This window comes from Acidovorax sp. CCYZU-2555 (genome assembly GCF_018413525.1).
In the GTDB taxonomy this organism is placed as follows: Bacteria; Pseudomonadota; Gammaproteobacteria; order Burkholderiales; family Burkholderiaceae_C; genus Comamonas.
The window spans coordinates 1-22,538 of record NZ_JAHCDD010000066.1 but is presented as its reverse complement, the minus strand read 5'-3'; the positions used below and the strand labels follow the sequence as shown (position 1 = coordinate 22,538).

Here is a 22,538-nt window from a genome sequence, read left to right as displayed (position 1 = left end):
TGCCCAGCCATTACAAAAACAGTGACCGAGACAAACCATCTGCTTGTGCGTCTGGAGCCGGGACGCATTGAGCGCAAGAAACTGCTGGAACGCCTGGCACAGGCGCGCCAGAAGAAGTGCGTTCTGATCCACGGCCCCGCGGGCAGCGGCAAGACTTCGCTGGCGCTGCAGTGGCGCGCCCAGGCGCTGGCCTTCGGCCAGGACGTGGCCTGGCTCACCGTGCAGCCCGGGGATGACGGGCAGTTCCTGCCCGAGCCGCTGTTCGAGTCGCTGGACCGTGTGGACGCAAGCATTTCCCACGAAGCCCGTCTGCTCTACAACCGCGACGGCCAGATGCGCGGCGATGCGATCGCGATTGCGCTGCTGCGCGCCTTGCTCGCGCGCAGCCGGCCGCTGTGGCTGGTGATCGACGACTGGCAGAACGTGACGGACACCCAGGCCAATGGCGTGCTGCAGACGCTGCTCGATTTCGCGCCGCCGGCCCTGCATCTGCTGATGGTCTCGCGCAGCGTGCCCGAGCTGTCGCTGGCGCGCTTGCGCGACCAGGGCCTGCTCGAAGAGCTGGGGCCGGCCGAATTGCGCTTCTCGCTGGACGAAGTGCAGCAGTTCATGCAGGCGCGCCCGCCGCGCCACGCGGGTGCGGTCGATGCGCGCAAGCTGCTGGAAATCACCGACGGCTGGGCGGCCGGTCTGCAATTGCTGGCGCTGCAGCCCAAGGCACCGACTTCGCCGGTGCAGAACGCCCAGGACTTTTCCGCCTATTTCAACCGTGAAGTGCTGTGCCGGCTCGACAAGGACACGATCGATGCGATGACACGCCTGGCCGTGGCGCGCGGCTTCAATGAGGCGCTGGCCACGGCCGTGGCCGGCGATCTGGTCGGGCCGGCGCTGGTCGAGCGCCTGCAGCGCGAACATCTGTTCGTGTTGCCGCAGCACGATGCGGCGTCGCCCGGCTGGTTTCGTTTTCATCCCCTGTTTCGCGAATTGCTGATCGAGCGCTTCAAGGGCTTGTCGCCGTCCGAGCAGCAGCACACGCATGCGGTGCTGGCGCATTGGCTGGGCCAGCGGCGCCACCTGCGCGAGGCCGTGCACCATGCGGTCGCGGCCGGCGACACCGACCAGGCCGCGCAGTGGGTGCAGCGCTGGGCGCGCACGCTGTTTCTGCAGGGCGAGCTGCAGCAGATCGTGCGCGCGGTCGCCGAGCTGCCGCGCGCCGCGCTGCATGCGCGGCCTGCGCTGCTGCTGTGGCTGGGCTGGACCCAGCTTTGCTACAACCAGTTCGCCGCCTGCCACGAGACGCTGGTCGCGCTGAAATCGCAGCCGCGTGGCGAAGACCATGAAGGCCGGGCCCATGCCGCACTGCTGGCGTTTTCGCTGGCGCTGCAGGAAGACGATCTGGGCACGGCCCAGACGCTGCTGCCCGAGTTGACGGCCATGCAGCAGGGCGACGATGTGGTGCTGGTCGGCGGGCGGCGCAATCTGCTGGGCTGGATGCATGCCCACATGGCCGAATACGAAGCCGCGCGCAGCGTGCTGCAGGGGCCGGCGCCGCTGCGCGAAGACGGCACGCCGCTGCTGGACTCGGCCTTCGGCTATCTGATGAACAAGTCGCTGCAGGGGCTGTCATGGCTTTATGCGGGCGATGTGCGTTCGGCCGAGCCCTTGCTGCGCGACACGCTTGCGCAGTCGGAGCGCGAGCTGGGGCGCTACAGCGAGCTGGCCTGCAACAGCGCGGCCTATCTGTCGGCCGCGCTGTACGAACTCAATGAGCTCGAAGAACTGCGCCAGCTGCTCGACGGCCGGCTCGACATCATGGAGCGCGTGGTGCTGCCCGACGCGCTGGTGACCGTGGCCCTGGCCAGCGCGCGCCTGCGCCGCGCCGATGGCAATCCGCTCGAGGCCATCGAAGGCTTGGAGCGCATCGATGAAGTCGCGCAGCGCAGATCGCTGGACCGGCTGCTGGCATTCGCGATCAGCGAGCGCGTGCGCTGCCTGCTGTACATGGAAGACATGGCCGGCGCCGCCGCGATGCTGGACAAGCTGCAGGCCCTGGCCGCGCGCCATGCGCAAGGCGATGGCCCCGTGAGCCAGCGCATTCGCGGCCTCACGCGTTTCATCGAGGCGCTGTACCACGCGGCGCGCTGCGACGACCGCGCGGCGCTCGCGGCGCTGGGCGAATGCGGGCGCGACGACACGGCCTTGCTGCAGCGGCGCGACCGCTGCGCGACGCTGGTGTTGCGCGCGCTGCTGCTGGCGCGGCTGGGCCGCAAGGAGCAGGCGCTGGCGGTGATGCGCGAAGCCCTGCAGCAAGGGCATCAGCACGGCCTGGTGCGCACCGTGCTCGACATGGGCGAGGAGGCCTTGGCGCTGGCCTATGCCTGCGTGGCCGCGCATGGCGCGCAGGACCCCATCCTGGCGTTCTATGTGGATCACCTGCGCCAGCAGCAACAGCGCCACCGGCCCGCGGCGCGCCAGGTCACGGCCACGCCGTGCGAGCCGCTGTCCGAACGCGAGCTCGAAATCCTGCGCGCGCTCGCACAGAGCATGTCGAACAAGCGCATCGCGCTGGCGCTGGGCATCTCGCCCGAGACCGTGAAATGGCATCTGCGCAATGTGTACGCCAAGCTGGGCGTGATGGGCCGCGATGACGCGGTGGCGAGCGCGCGCGGCATGGGCCTGGTGCCGGGTTAACGCGCACAGGGCCGGGCCCGAGAGGGCAAACCCGACCTACCCACTACGGGTGGGTGGGGGGGCAGGGGCGGGTCGCATGATGACCTGGAGCCCACTTTCGCACGCCCTGTCCCATGAGTCACGCCCCTTCTTTCACGCCCTCGGCCCAGGCCTTCGACACGCAGCGCCTGGACGCCTTCTTGCGCCAGCGCCTGCCCGATCTCGACGGCGCCATGCAGCTGCAGGCCATAGGCGGCGGGCAATCCAATCCCACTTTTTTCCTGAGCTACGGCGAGCGCCACATGGTGCTGCGCAAGAAGCCCGCGGGCGAAGTGCTGCCGTCGGCGCATGCGGTGGACCGCGAGTACCGCGTGATGCAGGCGCTCGCCGACAGCGCGCTGCCCGTGCCGCCCGTGGTGCTGTACCACGCGGATTCGGACATCGTCGGCACGCCGTTCTATCTGATGGAGCGTGTCGCGGGCCGCGTGTTCAACGCCAACGACCTGCCGGGCATGGCGCCGGCCGAGCGGCGCGCGGTCTACCTGGCCATGGCCGACACGCTGGCGACGCTGCATGCGGTCGACTGGCGCGCCGCGGGTCTGGCCGATTTCGGCCGCCAGGGCGCGTTCTTCGAACGCCAGCTCGGGCGCTGGAGCAAGCAATGGGCGCTGTCGCGCACCCGGCCCAATCCGGCGATAGACGCCTTGCTCGAATGGCTGCCGGCGAACATTCCGCCTGGCGATGAAGTGGCGCTGACGCATGGCGACTTCAAGCTCAACAACCTGCTGTTTCACCCCACCGAGCCGCGTGTGGTGGCGGTGCTCGATTGGGAGCTGTCGACGCTGGGCCATCCGCTGGCCGACGTGGCGTTCAACACCGTGGCCTGGCGCACCTTGCCGCAGGAGTTCGGCGGAATACGCGGGCTGGATCTGGCGGCGCTGGGCATTCCCGGCGAAGGCGAGTACCTCGCGCACTACTACCGCCGCGCGGGCCGCGAGGACCCGGCGCAGCAGGCCACGGCTTTCCACTGGGCTTTCGCGCTGATGCGCTGGGCCGTCATTTTCGAAGGCATTGCGGCGCGCGCGGCGCGCGGCAATGCCGTGGACGACAAGGCCGCGCAGATAGGCGCGCTGGGCCCGGCCCTGGCGCAGCGCGGTCTCGAGGCCATTGAAACCCCCGTCGAAGCGTTTTAAACAGGAGAGCCGCTTGAACTTCCAGTACCCCGAAGAGACCCAGCAGATGCAGGCCACGATGCGCGCGTTCATGGAGCGCCACGTCGTGCCGAAGTACCACGATTTCGACCGCATCGCCGCGACCGGCGTCTATCCCACCGAGATCATCGAGCCGCTCAAGAAGCTGGCGCGCGAAGCCGGGCTGTGGAACATTTTTTTGCCCGGCCTGCGCGACGACGAGCCCGGAACGCGCCTGACCAACATGCAGTACAGCCCGCTGGCCGAGATCATGGGCCGCGTGCCCTGGGCGGCCGAAGTGTTCAACTGCAATCCGCCCGACACCGGCAACATGGAGCTGCTGCACCTGTTCGCCACGCCAGAGCAACGCGATCGCTGGCTCGATCCGCTGCTCGACGGTCGCATTCGTTCGTGCTTCTCGATGACCGAGCCCGACGTGGCTTCGTCGGACGCGACCAACATCTGCACCACCATCCGGCGCGAAGGCGACGAGTACGTGATCAACGGCCGCAAGTGGTTCACGAGCGGCGCGCTGCACCCGAACTGCAAGTTCGCGATCGTGATGGGCGTGAGCGACGAGTCGCCCGACGCCGCGCGCCACCAGCGCCATTCAATGGTGATCGTGCCCATGGACACGCCGGGCCTGCGCATCGCGCGCAATGTGGCGATCATGCACCACCATGCGGCCGACGGACATTGCGAAATCGTCTACGACAACGTGCGCGTTCCGCTGCGCAATCTGCTGGGCGAGGAGGGCGCGGGCTTTGCTCTGGCCCAGGCGCGGCTGGGGCCGGGGCGGGTGCACCACTGCATGCGCACCATAGGCCAGTGCGAGCTGGCGATGGAGCTGATGTGCGAGCGCGCGCTCACGCGCCGCGCGTTCGGCAAGCACCTGGGCGATTACGCCAACGTGCAGGACTGGATAGCGTACTCGCGCGTGGAGATCGACCAGGCGCGGCTGCTGGTGCTGCAGGCCGCGTGGAAGATGGACACCTACGGCAACAAGGCCGCGCACATCGACGTGTCGGCGATCAAGCTCGTGGCCGCGCAGCTGCAGACGCGCGTCGTGGACCGCGCGATCCAGGTGTTCGGCGCCATGGGCATCACGCCCGATACGCCGCTGTCGTTCCTGTGGTCCTGGGGCCGGGCGATGCGCTTTTTCGACGGCCCGGACGAAGTGCATCTGCGCGCCATCGCACGCGCCGAACTGGCGCGCGCGCGCGAGAGCCTGGGCGCGACCGCGCCTTACTACACCACGGCCTGAGGCACGCATATGGCATATCCCGAAAAAGCATCTGCGGGCAGCGTGCTGCACTGGCGCGAAGGCGCGGTCGCGCATATCCGCTTCAATCGCCCCAAGGCGCTCAACGCCATCGATCGCGAAATGGCGGGCGCGTTTCTCGCGGCTTGCACGCAGGTCGCGGCCGACAGCGAAGTGCGCGCCGTGCTGCTCAGCGCCGAAGGCCGGGCGTTCATGGCGGGCGGCGACATTGGCGCCATGCAGGCCGATCCGGCCCAGGCCGCGCAGCAGCTGATCGCCGGCATGCATGGCGGCATACGGCTGCTGACCGGCATGGACGCGCCCGTGGTCTGCGCCGTGCAGGGCGCGGTCGCGGGCGGCGGCCTGGGCCTGATGCTGGCCTGCGACCTGGCGCTGGCCGCCGAAGGCACGCGCTTTGGCGTGGCCTATCCGCTGATAGGTGCGAGTTGCGACTGCTCGACTTCCTGGAACTTGCCGCGCGTGCTGGGACTGCGCAAGGCGATGGAGCTGGCGCTGCTGGCCGACACGGTAGACGCCGCGCAGGCGCTGCAGCTGGGCCTGGTCAACCGCGTCGTTGCGGCGCAAAGCCTCGAAGCCGAAGCACAGGCCCTGGTGCAGCGTCTGGCCCAGGGGCCCACGCGGGCACTGGGCGCGATGAAGAAGCTGCTGCGCAGCGCGCTGCACCACGGCCTCGATGAACACCTGGACGCCGAAGCCGCGCAGTTCGTGGCCTGCACCGCCACGGCTGATTTTCGCGACGGCACGGGCGCGTTCGTGCAAAAGCGCACGGCGCAGTTTCAGGGCCGCTAGGCCTTCTTGAAGGGAATCGACTGCTATGAAAACACGCATTACCGAACTGCTGGGAACGCGCTACCCCATCATCCAGGGGGGCATGCAATGGGTGGGCACGGCCGAGCTGGCATCCGCGGTCTCCAACGCCGGGGGACTGGGCGTGCTGACGGCGCTGACCCAGCCCACGCCCCAGGCGCTGGCCGACGAAATTGCGCGCTGCCGCACGATGACCGACCAGCCTTTCGGCGTCAACCTGACCATACTGCCGTCGGTCAATCCGCCGCCCTATGCCGAGTATCTCGCCGCGGCCATCGACAGCGGCGTGCGCGTGCTCGAGACCGCGGGCAACAGCCCGGCGGCGTTCATCGAGGTGGCCAAGCGCCGCGGCGTGCGCATCATCCACAAGTGCACCAGCCTGCGCCATGCGCTGTCGGCAGAGCGCCGCGGCGTGGATGCGGTCAGCATCGACGGCTTCGAGTGCGCGGGCCACCCGGGCGAAGACGATGTGCCGGGACTGGTGCTGATTCCCATCGCGGCGCGCGCGCTGCGCATTCCCGTGATCGCTTCGGGGGGCATAGCCGACGGCCGCGGCATGGCGGCCGCGCTGGCGCTGGGCGCCGAAGGCGTGAACCTGGGAACGCGCTTTTGCGCCACGGTCGAGGCGCCGATTCACGACCATATCAAGCAGGCCCTGGTGCGCGCCAGCGAGTGCGACACGCAGCTGATTTTCCGCACGCTGCACAACACGGGCCGGGTGCTGAAGAACGCGGTGTCCGACGAAGTGGTGGCCATGGAGCGCCGCCCGGGCGGCTGCGAATTCGCCGAGATACAGCCGCTGGTCTCGGGCCAGCGCGGCCGCCAGGCGCTGCGCAGCGGCGATGTCGACGGCGGACTGGTCTGGGCCGGCCAGGTGGTGGGGCTGATAGCCGATGTGCCGCGCTGCGAGGAGCTGATAGAGCGCATGGTGCGCGAATGCCGCGAAGCGCTGGGCCACGCGGGCCGGCTCGCGGCCGCGCAGGACATGCAGCAGCTGCAGGAGGCCTGAGCCATGTACGACACCCACCTCGAGACCCATTACGACCAGCGCACGATGCGCTGCTTCCAGCACAGGCCGCGCGATCTGATGGCGCTGTGGAGTGCGGTCGCGCGGCGCAAGCCCGCGGCCGAGGCCCTGGTCTGCGGCGCGCAGCGGCTCAGTTGGGCGCAGCTCGACGACCAGGTGATGCGCGTGGCCGCGGGCCTGCGCGCCCAGGGTGTGGGCCAGGGCGACCGCGTGGCGCTGCTGCTGGGCAACGGATCCGAGTTCGTGGTCGCGAGCTACGCCATCTTGGCGATAGGCGCGGTGGTGCTGCCGCTGAGCACGCGCGAGCAGACGCCGGGGCTCACCTATATCCTGCGCAATTCGGGCGCCAGCGCCTTGTTCGTCGACGCCGCATTGCAGACGCTGGCGCCGCCCGCGGGCGAAGTGCCCGATCTGCGCCTGCGCGTGGTCGTCGGTGACAGCGACGCCGCCTGCCGCTTCGATGCGCTGCTGCGGCATGCGCGGCTCGAACAGCCGGTCGCGGTCGACGAGGAAGACCTGGCGATGCTGGTCTACACCTCGGGCACCACCGGTTTTCCCAAGGGCGCGATGCTCACGCATCTGGGCCTGGTGCACACCATCCTGCACTACGCGCAGTCGCTGGGCCTGGACGACAGCGTGCGCTGCTGCCTGGTCGTGCCGCTGAGCCACATCACGGGCCTGGCGGCGCTGATGGCCGTAACGCTGGGCCTGGGCGGCACGCTGATCGTCGTGCCGCATTTCAAGGCCGCCGAGTTCCTGCCGCTGGCCGCGCGCGAGCGCATCAGCTACACCATCATGGTGCCCGCGATGTACCAGCTGTGCCTGCTGCAGCCCGACTTCGAGCGCCACGACCTGTCGGCCTGGACCGTGGGCGGCTATGGCGGCGCGCCCATGCCGCCCGAAACCATAGACCGGCTCGCGCAGTGGCTGCCGGGCCTGCGGCTTTCGAACTGCTACGGCGCGACCGAGACCACCTCGCCCGTGGCCGTGATGCCCGCGCAGCTGACGCGCGCCCACCTCGACAGCGTGGGCCCGGCGCTGCCCTGCGCCGACATCGCGGTGATGGACGACGATGGCCGGCAGGTGCCCGTGGGCGAGATCGGCGAGCTGTGGCTCAAGGGCCCCATGGTCGCGAAGGGCTACTGGCAGAACCCGCAGGCGACGCGCGAGAACTTCATCGACGGCTACTGGCGCAGCGGCGATGTGGGGCGCGTGGACGCGCAAGGCTTTGTCTACGTGCTCGACCGGCGCAAGGACATGCTCAACCGCGGCGGCTACAAGATCTTCAGCGTGGAAGTGGAGAACGCGCTGTGCGAGCACCCCGACGTGCTTGAAGCCGCTGTCGTCGCCAAGCCCTGTCCGGTGCTGGGCGAGCGCGTGCATGTGTTCGTCACGCCGCGCCCGGGCAAGGTGCTCGATGCCGCGGCGCTGCGCAGTTTCTGCGCCCAGCGCCTGTCCGACTACAAGGTGCCCGAAAGCTTCACGCTGCGCGCAGATCCGCTGCCGCGCAATGCCAACGGCAAGCTGCTCAAGCGCGTTCTGCGCGAAGCGCTGGCGACGGCCACGGCCGCCGCCACGTCCGCCGCCACCTCCACCGCGTGATGAGGGCCAGGCAATGACTTCCTCCACCCAAACGCTTGAACCCGGCATCGCGCTGCTGCGCCTGGAGCAGCCCGCGCGCCGCAATGCGCTGAGCCTGGCCGCGATGCAGACCGTGCATGCGCAGCTCGACCAACTGCTGGCCGATCGCAGCCTGCGCGTGCTGATCGTCACCGGCCAAGGCGCGGGCTTTTGCGCCGGACTCGATCTCAAGTCGGTGCTCAATGCCGACGCCGGCTTCGACAGCTCGGTGCGCGCAGCGATGGCGCTGCAGCATGCGTTCGCCGGACTGGTGCAGCGCCTGCGCGACACCGATGCGGCGGTGATCGCCGCCGTCAACGGCGTGGCCGTGGGCGCGGGCATGGGGCTGGCGCTGGCCGCCGACATCCGCTTTGCCGCGCCCCAGGCCGCGTTCCATGTGGGCGCGGTGAAGATCGGCCTCACGGCCGGCGAATGCGGCATCAGCTACCACCTGCCGCGCCTCATCGGCGCGGGCCGCGCGTTTGAAATCATGCTCAGCGGCCGGCCGGTGAATGCCGACGAAGCCGAACGCCTGGGCCTGGTGGCCGAAGTCGTGCCGGCCGACGGCCTGCTCGAACGCGCGCTGGCCTGCGCGCGGCAGATCACCGCTAACGCGACCTATGCCACGGCGCACACCAAGCGCGTGATGTGGCAAAACCTCGACGCCGCGAGCCTGCAGGCGGCGATCGAACTCGAAAACCATGCGCAGGTGCTGGGCCTGATGACCCGGGACTTCCAGGAAGCCGCGCAGGCCTTCACGCAAAAACGCCCGCCGCAATTCACCGGCGAATGAAAGGGATCCGTGCTTCCGCAGGCGAAGCGTCTTCGAAATCAACGAACGGGGATGGATGGCGATCAGACCTTCCACCAGGACAACCAAACGAGAAATGGACGAGACATGACAAACGCAAGCATTCTGGGGGCCGGCGACAGCGCGCAGCCCGTGGCCGGCGCGCACGCCGATTCGAAGCGCGCCGCAGTGTCGGGCTTCGTGGGCACGCTGATCGAGTACTACGACTTCAGCCTCTACGGCTACATGGCGGTGATCATCGCGCCGCTGTTCTTTCCCAGCGGCGACCCCACGGTCTCGCTGCTGGCCGCGCTCGCGGTGTTCGGCACGGCCTATGTGGTGCGGCCGCTGGGCGGCATCGTGTTCGGCCACATCGGCGACAAGTACGGGCGCAAGACCGCGCTGCTGGGCACGCTGGTCTGCATGGGCGTGGGCAGCACCTTGATGGGTTTTCTGCCCACGTTCGAGCAGGCCGGCTACTACGCCACGGCCCTGCTGGTGCTGGTGCGGCTGCTGCAGGGCTTCTCGGCCGGCGGTGAAGTCGGCGGCTCGGCGACCTTCATTTCCGAATCATCGCCACGCCACCTGAGAGCGACGTTCGGCGCGTTCACGCCCATGGGCTCGACCGGAGGCTTCGCGCTGGCCGCGGCCGTGGCGGGCGCGGTGACGGCCTTGACCACGCCCGAGCAGATGACCAGCTGGGGCTGGCGCATTCCTTTCCTGCTGGCCCTGCCGCTGACGCTGCTGTGCATCTGGGCGCGCACCCGCGTCAAGGAAACCTATGAAGCCAAGCCCGAAAAGAAGGAAAGCTCGCCCATCGGCGCGCTGTTCCGCTTCCAGGGCAAGGCCTTGCTGCAGTCGACGGCGATCAGCGCCGCGACCAATGGCACGGCCTACATCGGCCTGACCTACATGAGCATCCATCTGGTCAAGCAGCTCGGCTATCCCGCGGGCAGCGTCTATTGGGTGGCGACGCTGGCCATCGGCATTTCCGCGCTGCTGATGCCGCTGGGCGGCTATATCGGCGACCGCATAGGCCTGCGCCGGCTGATGCTCGTGGGCCTGATCGGCTACATCGTGCTGACCTATCCCGCGATGGCGATGATGGACAAGAGCCTGTCGATCGCCGCGATCGCCTACATCGTGCTGATGCTCAACACGGTCGCGACCCAGGTCAGCGCCTATACGATACTGCCCGTGCTGTTCGAGCCCCAGTACCGCTACACGGGTGTGGCCTCGGGCTGGAACTTCGGCGTGATCATCGCCGGCGGCACGGCGCCGTTCATCGCCGTGAAGCTGGTGCAGCTCACCGAAAACAAGCAGTCGCCAGCGTTCTTCGTGATCGCCGCGGCGATCGTGGGCCTGGTCGGCATCCTGTCGATACGCCGCAGCCAGTGCAAGGCGATCACCTACTGATGTCTCGCGCATGACATTCATGCGGCGCTGCCGGGGGCCGGCTGAATTAAGCTAGTCCCCCGCTTTGCTTGATGAATGGGTAATCAATGGACAGCCACTCCGCCGCCGCACGCCCTCAGCCGCAGGAGCGCGGCGCGTACAGGACCTTCAAGACCATCACCACGCGCTGGGGCGACAACGACGTCTACGGCCATGTGAACAACGTCGTCTATTACAGCTGGTTCGACACCGCCGTGAACTCGCACCTGATAGAGCAGGGCGCGCTCGACATCGACCATGGCGAGACCATAGGCCTGGTGATAGAGACCCAGTGCAATTACTTTGCGCCGCTGGCGTTTCCGCAGACCGTCGAGGCCGGCATTCGCGTGGCGCGCGTGGGCAGCTCCAGCGTGCGCTATGAGGTGGGGCTGTTCGCCCAGGGCGAAGCGCTGAGCGCCGCGGCCGGGCACTTCATCCATGTCTATGTGGACCGTGTGACACGCCGGCCCTGCGCCTTGCCCGTGCGGCTGCGCGAAGTGCTCGAGGCCTTGGTCGTGGCCTGAAGCCCGCACCAAGCTGGGGAGGGATCGCCTACACTGTCGGCTGCCTGCCACTGCCAGCCTGGGCCCCGTCCCCTGTCTTGCCCATGATCATCACCAGTTTGCTCGACACCGACCTGTACAAGTTCACCATGATGCAGGTCGTGCTGCACCAGTTTCCGAGTGCGCAGGTCGAATACCGTTTCAAGTGCCGCAACCCGGGCGTGCAGCTGGCGCCCTATGTGAACGAGATTCGCGAAGAGATTCGCTGCCTTTGCGATCTGCAGTTTCGCGACGCCGAACTCGCCTATCTCAGCGGCCTGCGCTTCATCAAGAGCGACTTCATCGACTTCCTGGGTCTGTTCCGCCTCAATGAAAAATACATTGAAGTGACCGGCCTGCCCAATGGCGAAATCGACATCACGATTCGCGGACCCTGGCTGCACACCATCCTGTTCGAGATTCCGGTGCTGGCCATCGTCAACGAGGTGTACTTCCGCAATACGCAGAAAGTGCCCGACTTCCCCGAAGGCCGGCGCCGCCTCGAAGAGAAGGTGTTGCAGCTGCAGGCCCCGGGCCTGGAGCCGCTGAAGATCGCCGACTACGGCACACGCCGGCGTTTCAGCCGGGCCTGGCACGAGGAAGTGCTGCGCGTGCTGTGCGCGCGCCTGGGCACGGGCGAGCGCAGCGCGGGCTCCAGCCGCCTCGAAGGCCAGTTCGCGGGCACCAGCAATGTGCTCTACGCGATGAAGCTGGGCGTGACGCCGCTGGGCACCATGGCGCATGAATACCTGCAGGCCTGCCAGGCGCTGGGCCCGCGGCTGCGCGACAGCCAGGTGTTCGGTTTCGAGTCCTGGGCGCGCGAGTACCGCGGCGATCTGGGCATTGCGCTGTCGGACGTCTACGGCATGAGCGCTTTCCTGCGCGACTTCGACCTGTATTTCTGCAAGCTGTTCGACGGCGCGCGCCACGACAGCGGCGACCCGTTCACCTGGGGCGAGCGCCTGCTCGAACACTACCGCATCAACCGCGTCGATCCGCTGACCAAGACGCTGATCTTCAGCGACGCGCTGACCATTCCGCGCACCATCGCGCTGTTCGAGCGCTTTCGCGGGCGCTGCCTGCTGGCCTTCGGCATTGGCACCAATCTGACCAACGACCTGGGCTACGAGCCTTTGCAGGTGGTGATCAAGATGACGCGCTGCGCGGGCCAGCCCGTGGCCAAGCTGTCGGATTCGCCGGGCAAGAGCATGTGCGACGACGAGAAGTACCTGGCCTACCTGCGCCAGGTGTTTGAAATCGCTCCTTCGATCTGAACCAGGAATTTTCCCCATGAAACTCGTGCGTGCTGCGGCCCTGGCTGCATTGGCGGCCCTGCCGGGCTGGGCGCTGGCGGCCGACATCGACGGCGGCGCGCTGTCGGGTTGGTGGGGCATTCCCTTCGCCGGGCTGCTGCTGTCGATCGCGCTGATGCCGCTGATCGCGCCGTTTTTCTGGCACCACCATTTCGGCAAGCTCACCGCGGGCTGGGCACTGGCCTTTTTGCTGCCGTTCGCAGCGCTGTTTGGCGTGGGCGCCGCGGGGTCCAGCCTGGTGCACGCGCTGCTGGCCGAATACCTGCCTTTCGTGATCCTGCTGCTGGCGCTGTTCACGGTCGCGGGCGGCATCTACATTCGCGGTAACCTGCGCGGCACGCCCGCGCTCAATGTGGGCATCCTGGCCACGGGCGCGGTGCTGGCCAGCTTCATGGGCACGACAGGCGCGTCCATGCTGCTGATACGCCCGCTGATTCGCGCCAACGCGGGCCGCCAGCACACGGCCCATATCGTGGTGTTCTTCATCTTCATCGTCTCCAACGCAGGGGGCGCGCTCACGCCGCTGGGCGATCCGCCGCTGTTCCTGGGCTTTCTCAAGGGCGTCGATTTCTTCTGGCCGCTGCAGCATCTTTTCCCGCAGGCGCTGTTCCTGGTGGGCGCGCTGCTGGCGCTGTTCTTCGCGCTCGACAGCTGGTACATGCGCCGCCCCGGCGAATGCACCTTGCCCGTGGCCGCCGCGGGCGACAGCAGCGAACGTTTCGGTTTCGACGGCAAGGCGAACTTCGCGCTGCTGGGCGTGATCGTCGCGCTGGTGCTGCTCAGCGGATTCTGGAAGTCGGGCGTGGCGTTCGATGTCGCCGGCACGGCCGTGGGCCTGCCGGGCCTGGTGCGCGATCTGGGCCTGCTGGCCGTGGTCTGGGCCTCGCTGCGCATCACGCCCACCGACGTGCATTTGCGCAACCAGTTCGGCTGGGCGCCCATGGCCGAAGTCGCCAAGCTGTTCGCCGGCATCTTCCTGACCATCATTCCCGTGATCGCCATGCTCAAGGCCGGCACCGACGGCCCGTTCGGCGCCATCGTGCGCGCGGTCACGCGGCCCGACGGCTCGCCCGATCCGGCGATGTATTTCTGGGCCGCGGGCGCGCTGTCGTCGTTCCTCGACAATGCGCCGACCTACCTGGTGTTCTTCAACACCGCGGGCGGCGACGCGCAGTTGCTGATGACCACGCTCGCGCCCACGCTGGCGGCGATTTCGGCGGGCGCGGTGTTCATGGGTGCGAACACTTACATAGGCAATGCGCCCAACCTGATGGTCAAGGCCATCGCCGAGGACCGCGGCGTGAAGATGCCCAGCTTCTTCGGCTACATGCTGTGGTCGTGCGGCATCCTGCTGCCGCTGTTCGTGCTCATGACCTGGATCTGGTTTGTGTGACGGGGCGCCCAGAGGGCAGATAATCTGCGCCCAGCCCCTCTTTTTTTGAAGTACCGACTTTGTCTTTCGAATCCCTTGTCTTGCTCGCAGCCCTCGCGCTGGTGGTGGTTTTGCAAATACTGGCCTTGCTGCGGCGCCAGGACAACGGTGCGGAAGATCTTGCCGATCTGCAGACCCAGATGCAGGCGCTGGAGCGCGGCATGCAGGCCACGCAGCTGGCGATTGCGCGCAACGATGGCGCGCTCGAAAGCATGGGCCAGCAGTTGCGCGCGCAGCAGGCCCAGGCACGGGTCGATGCCGAGGCCATGCGCGATGTGCTCACGGATGCGCTCACCGCTTTCCGCCGCGAGCTGACCGCGACCACGGCCGCGCTCACGGGCGAAAGCACGCGCTCACGCCAGGTGATGGCCGACAGCACCAGCCTGTTCGAGCAGCGCATACAGCAGCGTTTCGAAGCGTTGTCGCAGGCCACGCGCGGCACGCTCGATTCGCTCAAGGGCGATGTGCAAAGCCAGCTCACGGCGATGTCGACCGCGCTCAAGGACCAGCTCGAAGGCAACGGCCACCAGATTCGCCACCAGTTCGGCGTGCTGCAGGATGCGGTGACGCAGCAGCTCGGCGGCCTGGTGCAGGGCAGCCAGAGCAGCGCCGAGCAACTGCGCAGCGCGCTCAACGAGCGGCTCGCGGCCATCCAGGCCGACAACTCCGCCAAGCTCGAGGAAATGCGCCGCACCGTCGACGAGAAACTGCATGCGACGCTGGAGCAGCGCCTGGGCGAATCGTTCAAGCTGGTCAGCGACCGGCTCGAACAGGTGCACAAGGGCCTGGGCGAAATGCAGACGCTGGCCGGCAGCGTGGGCGATCTCAAGCGCGTGATGACCAATGTGAAATCGCGCGGCACCTGGGGCGAAATGCAGCTGGGCGCGATCATAGAGAACGTGCTCACGCCCGCGCAGTACGCGCGCAACGTCAAGACCGTGCCGGGCAGCGACGAGCTGGTCGAGTTCGCGATCCGCCTGCCGGGCCAGGCCGACGACCAGCCGGTGTGGCTGCCCATCGATGCCAAGTACCCGGTCGAGCATTACCAGCGGCTGATGGACGCCCAGGACGCGGCCGACAAGGCGCTGATACAGAGCGCGGGCCTGGCGTTCGAGGCCTCGATCAAGTTCGAGGCGAAGAAGATCTACGCCAAGTACGTGTCGCCGCCGCACACCACCGATTTCGCGATTCTTTATCTGCCCACCGAAGGCCTGTTCGCCGAAGTCATGCGCCGCCCCGGCCTGGTCGAAGCCATCCAGAACGACTGCCGCGTGATGATCACCGGCCCGGCCAATCTCGCGGCCATGCTCAACAGCCTGCAGATGGGCTTCAAGACGCTGGCCATAGAGCAGCGCTCGTCGGAAGTCTGGGGCCTGCTGGGCGCGGTCAAGACCGAGTTCGCCAAGTTCGGCGAAGTGGTCGCGGCGACGAAGAAATCGATCGATGCGGCGGCGCGCAAGTTCGACGAAGTGGGCGTGCGCACGCGCGCCATCCAGCGCAAGCTGCGCGATGTGCAGGATCTGCCCTTGGGCGCCGCGGCCGTGACCCCGACCATCGCGGTGCTGGGCCTGCCCGATGCCGACGATCTCGACGCCGACGCCGACAGCGACCAGACGGGAGGCGCGCAATGAACGCGGCGCTGTTCAAGGTCATAGGGTCGCAGGTTCTGGTGCACGCCACCATGGCCGGCGTGCGCCTGGCCGCGCCGCTGCTCGCACTCAAGCAAGGTTACAGCGCGCCCGCGGTCGGCGTGCTGCTGGCGCTGTTCGCGCTGACCCAGGTGTTTCTCGCCTTGCCTGCGGGCCGCTTTGCCGACCGCCATGGGCTGCGTCGGCCGTTCTTCATCGGCATGCTGATGGCCAGCATAGGCTGCGCGGCGGCGATGTTGCTGCCGACCTTTCCGGTGCTGTGCTTCGCGGCGCTGTGCACGGGCGGCGGCTCGGGCATTGTCGTGATCACCGTGCAGCGCCATGTGGGGCGTGCCGCGCACGATCCGTCGCAGCTGAAGAAAGTCTTCAGCTGGCTGGCCATAGGCCCGGCATTCGCCAACTTCGTCGGGCCGTTCTTCACGGGCCTGATGATCGACCATGCGACGTTCGGCGACAGCCCCCTGTCGGGCTACCGCGTGGCTTTCGGCCTGTTGGCGCTGAGCCCCATCGTCGCCTGGTTCTGGATACGCAAGACCGAGGAAACGCCGCGCGCGCCCGCGCCCGCGCCGGTCAGCGGCCAGCGCGCCTGGGACCTGCTCAACGACCCCGCGTTTCGCACCGTGCTGATCGTCAACTGGGTGCAGTCGGCGAGCTGGGACGTGCACACTTTCGTGCTGCCGCTGCTGGGCCACGAACGCGGCATGAGCGCTTCGGTCATAGGCACGCTGCTGGGCATGTTCGCCGTCGCCGCGGCCGCGATCCGGCTGCTGATGCCGCTGGTCGCCGACCGCTTGCGCGAAGGCGCGGTGATCGCCATCGCGATGGCGGCCACGGCCTGCATCTTCGTGGTCTACCCGTTCATGGAAAGCCCGCTGACCATGGGCGTGTGCTCGGTGCTGCTGGGCTTTTCGCTGGGCTCGGTGCAGCCCATGGTGATGAGCATGCTGCACCAGATCACGCCCCAGCACCGCCAGGGCGAAGCGCTGGGACTGCGGCTGATGGTGATCAACGCCTCGAGCGTGGCCATGCCCATGCTGTTCGGCGCGGCCGGCGGCGTGATCGGTATCTCGGCGCTGTTCTGGACCGTGGGCGCGGGCGTATGCTGCGGCGTGCGCGCGGCCTGGCGCATGGGTACGCCCGAGCATATCGAGCCTGAGAAAAAGGTGGCGCAGTTGCCGCCGCCTTGAGCTATTTGAGCGAGGCGTGTTCTCGCCAGGCGTTAAGAAGAAACAGCGGGCTTCAAAATCCCCGTTCGCCCTGAGCCTGCCTCGCTGGCCGCGTCGAAGGGTGAACCGCCTGCGCTCAAGTCATGAGGACAGGCCGTTCATGGTTCGACAGGCTCACCACGAACGGTCTATACCCGTTCGCCCTGAGCTTGTCGAAGGGTGAACGGCCTGCGCTCAAGTCATGAGGACGGGGCGTTCATGGTGCGACGCGGCCGGCAAGGCAGGCTCACCACGAACGGTTTGTACCCGTTCGCCCTGAGCTTGTCGAAGGGCCGGTATTTTGAGGCTGCGCCGCTGACGGTCGCTGCGCAGCGGCCCGCCTGATCGCCCTCAGGCCTTTTCGCCAATCTCGTAGTGCTTCTTGATCAGCGCCCAGGCTTCGGCCGGGTCGTCGGTGTAGTGGAACAGGGCCAGATCCTTGCGCGAGATCGTGCCTTCCTCGATCAGCAGTTCGAAATTGATCAGCTTCTTCCAGAACTCGCTGCCGAACAGGATCACGGGCACGGGCCGGCTCTTGCTGGTCTGCACCAGCGTCAGCACTTCGAACAGCTCGTCGAGCGTGCCGAAGCCGCCGGGGAAGGCGACCAGCGCCTTGGCGCGCATCACGAAGTGCATCTTGCGCAGCGCGAAGTAGTGGAACTTGAAGCTCAGATCGGGCGTGATGAAGCGGTTGCCGTTCTGCTCATGGGGCAGGGCGATGTTCAAGCCGATGTTGTCCACGCCGACATCGTGGGCGCCGCGGTTCGCGGCTTCCATGATGCCCGGGCCGCCGCCGGTGCAGATGTACAGCCGCTCCTGCGGCGCCTGCTTGAGGCTGTCGGTGGCGACGATGCGCGCGAACTGGCGCGCCTGGTCGTAGCGCTGGGCATTGCGCACGGCCTGCTGGGCAACGCCAATGCGTTCGGCGTCGCCACTGGCCTGGGCGTCTGCGAGCTGGCTTGCGGCCTGTTCGGGGTCGACGAAGCGCGCGCTGCCGTACACCACGACCGTGTGTTCTATGCCGCGTTCGCGCTGGGCGATATCGGGCTTGAGCAGCTCGAGCTGCATGCGTATGCCGCGCGTTTCGCGCCGGAACATGAATTCAGGGTCGGCAAACGCCAGGCGGTGGGAGTTGGGCTGCAGGACTGCACCGTTGTGCGCCTGGTCGTGCAATTGGCCCCAGCCGTCGGCGAGGTCGGTTTCAGACAGGGGATGGGAGATTTCCATGTAGCCTCGACAAAGTAAAAAGCGCATGTGGCGCCTGACACCACGATCCAAACGCAGCGGGCGTGCCGTGCACCGCCGCTGAATCCACTATACGCTCACAAAGTCATAGCTTTTGGCTGGCGGCAGCAATCATTGCGCGCGCGTCCAGAGCGCATGGACGCTGGCCATGCCGGCCACGGTCATCGCCAGCGAGCCCAGTACATGCAAGCTGGTCCAGCCCAGTGCCGGGCCATAGCGCTGGTGCTGCAGCATGCCGACGACTTCGGCTGAAAAACTCGAGAAAGTGGTGAGGGCGCCGAGAAACCCGGTGACCAGTGCCAGCCGCCAGGCCGGGTCCAGGTGCGGCAGCGCATCGAAGGCCGCCACGCAGACACCGATCAGATAGCCGCCGACGATGTTCGCGGCCAGCGTGCCCCAGGGCAGGCCATGCGGCGTGCTGAGCCACAGGCCCAGACGCCAGCGGGCGAGGGCGCCCAGGCAGGCGCCAATACAGATTGCAAGAACAGGCAGCATGGCCGCAGGGAGGCGGACTCAGTACCGGTTGTCGACGTCGTCGGCCGGGTCGCTGGAGACCACGCGGCTCACGGCCGGCGGCACGTTCTGGCCCGTGCGGCGTGCGCGAAACAGCGCGGCGCGCATCAGGAAAATCGTCGTGATGGGCACGGTCACCGAAATGAACACCGCGATCAGCAGCGCGTGCAGCGCCAGGCGCTGCTCCATCACCGAGAAGAACAGCACCGTGGCATGCATGATGCACCAGCAGGCCAGCGTGGCGATGATGGATGGCGAGTGCACGCGTTCGAAATAGCTCTTGAGCCGCACCAGTCCGAGCGCGCCCAGCAGCGCGAGCAGCGCGCCCGCAATCACCAGAAAGCCGACGATGGCCTGGGCCCAGAGCGGAATCATCACTTCGTTCATTCGATGACTTCTCCGCGCAGCAGGAACTTGGCCATGGCCGTGGAGCTGATGCAGCCGAACAGCGCGATCAGCAGCGCGGCCTCGAAGTAATCGGTGCTGCTGTACATGATGCCCAGCACCAGCATGGCCAGCATGCCTATGGTGTACATGCAGTCGAGCGCGAGCACGCGGTCCTGGGCCGCCGGGCCCTTGAGCAGGCGAAACAGCGCGCAGGCCATGGCCGCGACCAGCAGAAACAGCGCCAGGGAAAGCGCCCAGACGAAATACGGGCTCATTCAAAAATCTCCATCAGGGGGCGCTCGTAGCGGGTCTTGATGTGGTCGATGATTTCCTGGGCGTCATCGACTTCGAGTGCATGCAAAAGCAATACGGAGCGATCGCGCGACAGCTCGGCCCAGGAGGTTCCGGGCGTGATGCAGACGATCATCGCCAGCACCGCCAGCGCGTTCGGGTCGCGCAGCTCGAGCGGAATGTGCACGAAATCGGCGCCATGTTTGCGGTACGACGGAAACAGCAGAAAACGCACCACGGTCAGATTGGACACCGAGGTGTCGTAGACCACGGTGAACGCCAGCCGCAAAATGGTCAGCGGGTGGCGGATGTGCACCGGCAAAGGCCGCAGGCCGCGCAGCAGCACGGGAATCGCCAGCCCCAGGATGGCGCCCAGCAGCATATGGCCGGCGCCCAGCGACTGGTTGAGCAGCAGCCAGAGAAGAAACAGTGCCACCGAAAGCAGTGGCGCGGGCAGCAGGTGTTTCATGGCTGCTCCTGGGAAAGAATGGGTGCGGGGTTGGGCACGGGCGCCTGCGTCAGCACGCCGTGAATGTAGGTGCCGGGCGAATGCAGCGCATCGGCCGCGTTCTGCATGTAGCGCATCACGGGGCCGGCTTGCACCGTCATTGCCACGCAGCACAGCAGCAGCGCGGCGATGGGCAGGCCTTCGGCCACGCGCAGCTGCGGCGTGTTGCGGTCATGGCTGGCCCAGAAATGGCGCATGCCCACGCGAATCAGCGCGATCGAGCCGACCAGGCCCGTGCCGATAAGCAGCGTCAGCAGCGTCCAGCCCCAGATGCCGGGCTGGTAGCCCGCGGACGTTCCCACGCCCAGCGGGTTGAGCAAGGCATTGAGCATGGCGATCTTGCCGACAAAGCCCGACAGCGGCGGCAGGCCCGAGATCACCAGCGTGCAGACCATGAACGCCAGGCCCAGGAAAGCCGCGGCCGCGGGGATGACACGGCCGATCAGCACTTCCTCGTCTTCGTCAAGATTCAGTCCGGTGGTGGGCACCAACTCGGCATTGAGGAACGGCGCTTCGTCGTCTTCATAGGGTGCGGTGCGCGCGCCCGCATTGCGCCAGCGGTCTATCAGGTCGGCGAGCAGGAACAGCGCGGCCACGGCCAGCGTCGAGCTGGGCAGGTAGTAAAGCACGCCGGCCGTCAGCAGGTTCTGGCCGAAGCCCGTTGCCGCGAGCAGGGTGCCCGACGAAAGAATGGCGGCGTAGCCCGCAAGATTGGTCAGCCGCTGCGAGCCCAGCATGCCTATGGCGCCGAAGACCATGGTCAGCATGCCGCCGCACATCAGCCAGGCGCTGCCGAACAGCGCGGAGTCGCCGGCCTGGCTGCTGAACATCAGGGTCCACAAACGCAGCACCGTGTAGACGCCCAGCTTGGTCATCATTGCGAACAGCGCGCCCACGGGCGCGGTGGCCGCGCTGTAGGCGGGCACCAGCCAGAAGTTCAGCGGCCACATCGCGGCCTTGATCAGGAAAGCCATGGCCAGAATGGACGCGGCCGCGTGCAGCAGTCCGCGATCGGCGGCGTCGACATGCGGAATGGCGCTCGCCAGGTCGGCCATGTTGAGCGTGCCCGTGATGCCGTAGAGCATGGACACGCCGATCAGCAGCAGCGACGACGCCGCCAGGTTGATCGCGATGTAGTGCAGGCCCGACTGGATGCGCGCGCGCCCCGAGCCGTGCAGCAGCAGGCCGTAGGAGGCAGCGAGCGTGATCTCGAAGAACACGAATAGATTGAACAGATCGGCCGTGAGAAACGCGCCCGAGAGCCCCATCAGCTGGAACTGGAACAGCGGGTGGAAGTGCACGCCCGCACGGTGCCAGCGCGCCGCGGCAAAGACGATGGACGACAGCGCCACGATGCTGGTCGTGACCAGCATCAGCGCCGACAGCCGGTCCAGCGCCAGCGAAATGCCGAACGGCGCAGGCCAGTTGCCCGGCAGGTACACGCCCATGGTCACGGGCGCGCCGGCCTGGTCGGTCCAGCCGAGCAGGGAAATGGCGATCACCAGACCGACCAGGGTCGACAGGATATTGAGGCCCAGCTTGAGACGCTGGTGCTCTTCGCGCATCAGCAGCATCAGCGCCGCCGTGAGCATGGGCAGCGCAATCGGGGCCAGCATCAGGTGCGGCATGAGCAGGCTCGCGATGTCCGTCATGGCATCTCCTGCACGTCACGCGAATGCACGCCGTCCACATGGTCGTTGCCCGCGGTGCCGCGCGAAGCGAGCAGCACCACGAGGAACAGCGCGGTCGAGGCAAAGCCGATCACGATGGCCGTGAGCACCAACGCCTGGGGCATGGGATCGGCGTAGTTCACCAGATCCTGGGCGATGCCGGGCTTGAGCACCGGCTCCTTGTCGATGGCCAGGCCCTGGCGGCCCATGCTGAAGATGAACAGATTGACGGCATAGGCCATCAGCGACAGGCCCATGATGACCTGGTAGGTTCGCGGGCGCAGCAGCAGCCAGACGCCCGAACCGGTGAGAACGCCAATCGCAATGGCAAGTACGAGTTCCATCAGTGGGCCCTCTCGTTCTCGTCGAGTTGGTCGTCATCGAGCAGGCGCGCATGATAGCGGTGGCCGCGTACGGATTGGTGGGCAATGGCCGTCAGTATCAACATCGTGGAACCTACGACCAGCACGAACACGCCCAGGTCGAAGAAGGTGGCGCTGGCCAGGTGGATCTCTCCCACCAGTGGCAATGTGAAGTGGAAACTGTGGCTGGTCATGAACGGGTAGCCGGCGATGATGGAGCCGAAGCCGGTCATCAGCGCGAGCAGCAGGCCGACCGCGATCCAGCGGCGCGGGAACAGCGCGAAGTGGGCCTCGACCCACTGCGTGCCCGAAATGATGTATTGCAGCAGCAGCGCCACCGAGAACACCAGGCCGGCGATGAAGCCGCCGCCGGGTTCGTTGTGGCCGCGCATGAACAGATAGACGGAGACCAGCGTCGCGAACGGCAGCAGCAGTCGCACCAGCACCGCGGGCACCATCAGGTAACCGACGGCGGTATCGCTGGCATGGCGCGGGTTGAGCAAGTCGGTCTGCGGGTCGCCAGGCACGAAGCGCTGTTGTTCGGGCAGGTCCATGGTCTCGCGCGCCGGGCGGAAGCGCCGCAGCAGCGCATACACCGTCA

General features: G+C 67.2%; 21 protein-coding genes. 13 read left to right on the top strand and 8 right to left on the bottom strand.

Annotation, left to right across the window (positions count from 1 at the left end):
* Positions 1–21 precede the first annotated feature (21 nt).
* The 13 genes from KHY18_RS20210 to KHY18_RS20150 all read left to right on the top strand — a co-directional run bounded on the left by KHY18_RS20210 (position 22) and on the right by KHY18_RS20150 (position 16,943).
* Positions 22–2,691 (top strand): LuxR C-terminal-related transcriptional regulator, encoded by a 2,670-nt coding sequence (locus tag KHY18_RS20210; protein ID WP_213304064.1) that lies wholly within the window; start codon positions 22–24, stop codon positions 2,689–2,691.
* A 113-nt stretch (positions 2,692–2,804) separates the two neighbouring features.
* A complete protein-coding gene (locus KHY18_RS20205) occupies positions 2,805–3,863 on the top strand; it encodes a phosphotransferase family protein (protein WP_213304062.1) in 1,059 nt (352 codons plus the stop codon).
* Positions 3,864–3,876: 13 nt separating this feature from the next.
* On the top strand, positions 3,877–5,124 hold the full coding sequence (locus KHY18_RS20200) for an acyl-CoA dehydrogenase family protein (protein WP_213304060.1): 1,248 nt from the start codon (positions 3,877–3,879) through the stop codon (positions 5,122–5,124).
* A 9-nt stretch (positions 5,125–5,133) separates the two neighbouring features.
* Complete coding sequence (locus KHY18_RS20195; RefSeq protein WP_213304058.1) at positions 5,134–5,931, top strand: enoyl-CoA hydratase/isomerase family protein; 798 nt, start codon at positions 5,134–5,136, stop codon at positions 5,929–5,931.
* A 25-nt stretch (positions 5,932–5,956) separates the two neighbouring features.
* On the top strand, positions 5,957–6,958 hold the full coding sequence (locus KHY18_RS20190) for an NAD(P)H-dependent flavin oxidoreductase (RefSeq protein WP_213304054.1): 1,002 nt from the start codon (positions 5,957–5,959) through the stop codon (positions 6,956–6,958).
* A 3-nt stretch (positions 6,959–6,961) separates the two neighbouring features.
* Positions 6,962–8,578, top strand: coding sequence for a class I adenylate-forming enzyme family protein (locus KHY18_RS20185; protein WP_213304051.1), 1,617 nt, complete (start codon positions 6,962–6,964; stop codon positions 8,576–8,578).
* Positions 8,579–8,591: 13 nt separating this feature from the next.
* On the top strand, positions 8,592–9,389 hold the full coding sequence (locus tag KHY18_RS20180; protein ID WP_213304048.1) for an enoyl-CoA hydratase/isomerase family protein: 798 nt from the start codon (positions 8,592–8,594) through the stop codon (positions 9,387–9,389).
* A gap of 105 nt (positions 9,390–9,494) precedes the next feature.
* Positions 9,495–10,802, top strand: a complete 1,308-nt coding sequence (locus KHY18_RS20175) for an MFS transporter (protein WP_213304046.1) — start codon at positions 9,495–9,497, stop codon at positions 10,800–10,802.
* A gap of 86 nt (positions 10,803–10,888) precedes the next feature.
* Complete coding sequence (locus KHY18_RS20170; protein ID WP_213304044.1) at positions 10,889–11,344, top strand: acyl-CoA thioesterase; 456 nt, start codon at positions 10,889–10,891, stop codon at positions 11,342–11,344.
* 83 nt (positions 11,345–11,427) lie between these two features.
* A complete protein-coding gene (gene pncB, locus KHY18_RS20165; protein ID WP_213304042.1) occupies positions 11,428–12,636 on the top strand; it encodes a nicotinate phosphoribosyltransferase in 1,209 nt (402 codons plus the stop codon).
* Positions 12,637–12,652: 16 nt separating this feature from the next.
* Positions 12,653–14,068: a sodium:proton antiporter gene (locus KHY18_RS20160; RefSeq protein WP_213304040.1), complete on the top strand. Its 1,416-nt coding sequence runs from the start codon at positions 12,653–12,655 to the stop codon at positions 14,066–14,068.
* A 59-nt stretch (positions 14,069–14,127) separates the two neighbouring features.
* Positions 14,128–15,738, top strand: a complete 1,611-nt coding sequence (locus tag KHY18_RS20155; RefSeq protein WP_213304039.1) for a DNA recombination protein RmuC — start codon at positions 14,128–14,130, stop codon at positions 15,736–15,738.
* Positions 15,735–16,943 carry an MFS transporter gene (locus KHY18_RS20150; protein WP_213304038.1) on the top strand — a complete coding sequence of 403 codons (1,209 nt, stop codon included), beginning with the start codon at positions 15,735–15,737 and terminating at the stop codon, positions 16,941–16,943. Before KHY18_RS20155 ends, KHY18_RS20150 begins: the two co-directional genes overlap by 4 nt.
* Positions 16,944–17,312: 369 nt before the next feature.
* Here KHY18_RS20150 and KHY18_RS20145 read toward each other — a convergent pair whose 3' ends face one another.
* The 8 genes from KHY18_RS20145 to KHY18_RS20110 all read right to left on the bottom strand — a co-directional run.
* Entirely contained in the window at positions 17,313–18,188 is an 876-nt protein-coding gene (locus tag KHY18_RS20145) for an LOG family protein (RefSeq protein WP_213304035.1), read from the bottom strand.
* Between the two features lie 129 nt (positions 18,189–18,317).
* On the bottom strand, positions 18,318–18,701 hold the full coding sequence (gene crcB, locus KHY18_RS20140; protein ID WP_213304033.1) for a fluoride efflux transporter CrcB: 384 nt from the start codon (positions 18,699–18,701) through the stop codon (positions 18,318–18,320).
* An 18-nt stretch (positions 18,702–18,719) separates the two neighbouring features.
* Positions 18,720–19,106, bottom strand: coding sequence for a monovalent cation/H(+) antiporter subunit G (gene mnhG / locus KHY18_RS20135; protein WP_213304031.1), 387 nt, complete (start codon positions 19,104–19,106; stop codon positions 18,720–18,722).
* Entirely contained in the window at positions 19,103–19,381 is a 279-nt protein-coding gene (locus KHY18_RS20130) for a K+/H+ antiporter subunit F (RefSeq protein WP_213304028.1), read from the bottom strand. Before KHY18_RS20130 ends, mnhG begins: the two co-directional genes overlap by 4 nt.
* A complete protein-coding gene (locus tag KHY18_RS20125) occupies positions 19,378–19,866 on the bottom strand; it encodes a Na+/H+ antiporter subunit E (protein ID WP_213304026.1) in 489 nt (162 codons plus the stop codon). Before KHY18_RS20125 ends, KHY18_RS20130 begins: the two co-directional genes overlap by 4 nt.
* Complete coding sequence (locus tag KHY18_RS20120) at positions 19,863–21,557, bottom strand: monovalent cation/H+ antiporter subunit D (protein WP_213304024.1); 1,695 nt, start codon at positions 21,555–21,557, stop codon at positions 19,863–19,865. The genes KHY18_RS20125 and KHY18_RS20120 overlap by 4 nt, the downstream gene beginning before the upstream one ends.
* Positions 21,554–21,919, bottom strand: coding sequence for a Na+/H+ antiporter subunit C (locus KHY18_RS20115; protein ID WP_213304022.1), 366 nt, complete (start codon positions 21,917–21,919; stop codon positions 21,554–21,556). Before KHY18_RS20115 ends, KHY18_RS20120 begins: the two co-directional genes overlap by 4 nt.
* A partial coding sequence (locus KHY18_RS20110; RefSeq protein WP_283771349.1) for an MnhB domain-containing protein occupies positions 21,919–22,538 on the bottom strand: 620 nt, incomplete at its 5' end. The genes KHY18_RS20110 and KHY18_RS20115, both read right to left, overlap by 1 nt.

Bases quoted from the DNA above. Each gene is read 5' to 3' on its own strand.
- KHY18_RS20205 (WP_213304062.1), top strand. From the start codon at position 2,805: ATGAGTCACGCCCCTTCTTTCACGCCCTCGGCCCAGGCCTTCGACACG.
- KHY18_RS20195 (WP_213304058.1), top strand. From the start codon at position 5,134: ATGGCATATCCCGAAAAAGCATCTGCGGGCAGCGTGCTGCACTGGCGC.
- KHY18_RS20190 (WP_213304054.1), top strand. From the start codon at position 5,957: ATGAAAACACGCATTACCGAACTGCTGGGAACGCGCTACCCCATCATC.
- KHY18_RS20185 (WP_213304051.1), top strand. From the start codon at position 6,962: ATGTACGACACCCACCTCGAGACCCATTACGACCAGCGCACGATGCGC.
- KHY18_RS20180 (WP_213304048.1), top strand. From the start codon at position 8,592: ATGACTTCCTCCACCCAAACGCTTGAACCCGGCATCGCGCTGCTGCGC.
- KHY18_RS20175 (WP_213304046.1), top strand. From the start codon at position 9,495: ATGACAAACGCAAGCATTCTGGGGGCCGGCGACAGCGCGCAGCCCGTG.
- KHY18_RS20170 (WP_213304044.1), top strand. From the start codon at position 10,889: ATGGACAGCCACTCCGCCGCCGCACGCCCTCAGCCGCAGGAGCGCGGC.
- pncB (WP_213304042.1), top strand. From the start codon at position 11,428: ATGATCATCACCAGTTTGCTCGACACCGACCTGTACAAGTTCACCATG.
- KHY18_RS20160 (WP_213304040.1), top strand. From the start codon at position 12,653: ATGAAACTCGTGCGTGCTGCGGCCCTGGCTGCATTGGCGGCCCTGCCG.
- KHY18_RS20150 (WP_213304038.1), top strand. From the start codon at position 15,735: ATGAACGCGGCGCTGTTCAAGGTCATAGGGTCGCAGGTTCTGGTGCAC.
- KHY18_RS20145 (WP_213304035.1), bottom strand. From the start codon at position 18,188: ATGGAAATCTCCCATCCCCTGTCTGAAACCGACCTCGCCGACGGCTGG.
- crcB (WP_213304033.1), bottom strand. From the start codon at position 18,701: ATGCTGCCTGTTCTTGCAATCTGTATTGGCGCCTGCCTGGGCGCCCTC.
- mnhG (WP_213304031.1), bottom strand. From the start codon at position 19,106: ATGAACGAAGTGATGATTCCGCTCTGGGCCCAGGCCATCGTCGGCTTT.
- KHY18_RS20130 (WP_213304028.1), bottom strand. From the start codon at position 19,381: ATGAGCCCGTATTTCGTCTGGGCGCTTTCCCTGGCGCTGTTTCTGCTG.
- KHY18_RS20125 (WP_213304026.1), bottom strand. From the start codon at position 19,866: ATGAAACACCTGCTGCCCGCGCCACTGCTTTCGGTGGCACTGTTTCTT.
- KHY18_RS20120 (WP_213304024.1), bottom strand. From the start codon at position 21,557: ATGACGGACATCGCGAGCCTGCTCATGCCGCACCTGATGCTGGCCCCG.
- KHY18_RS20115 (WP_213304022.1), bottom strand. From the start codon at position 21,919: ATGGAACTCGTACTTGCCATTGCGATTGGCGTTCTCACCGGTTCGGGC.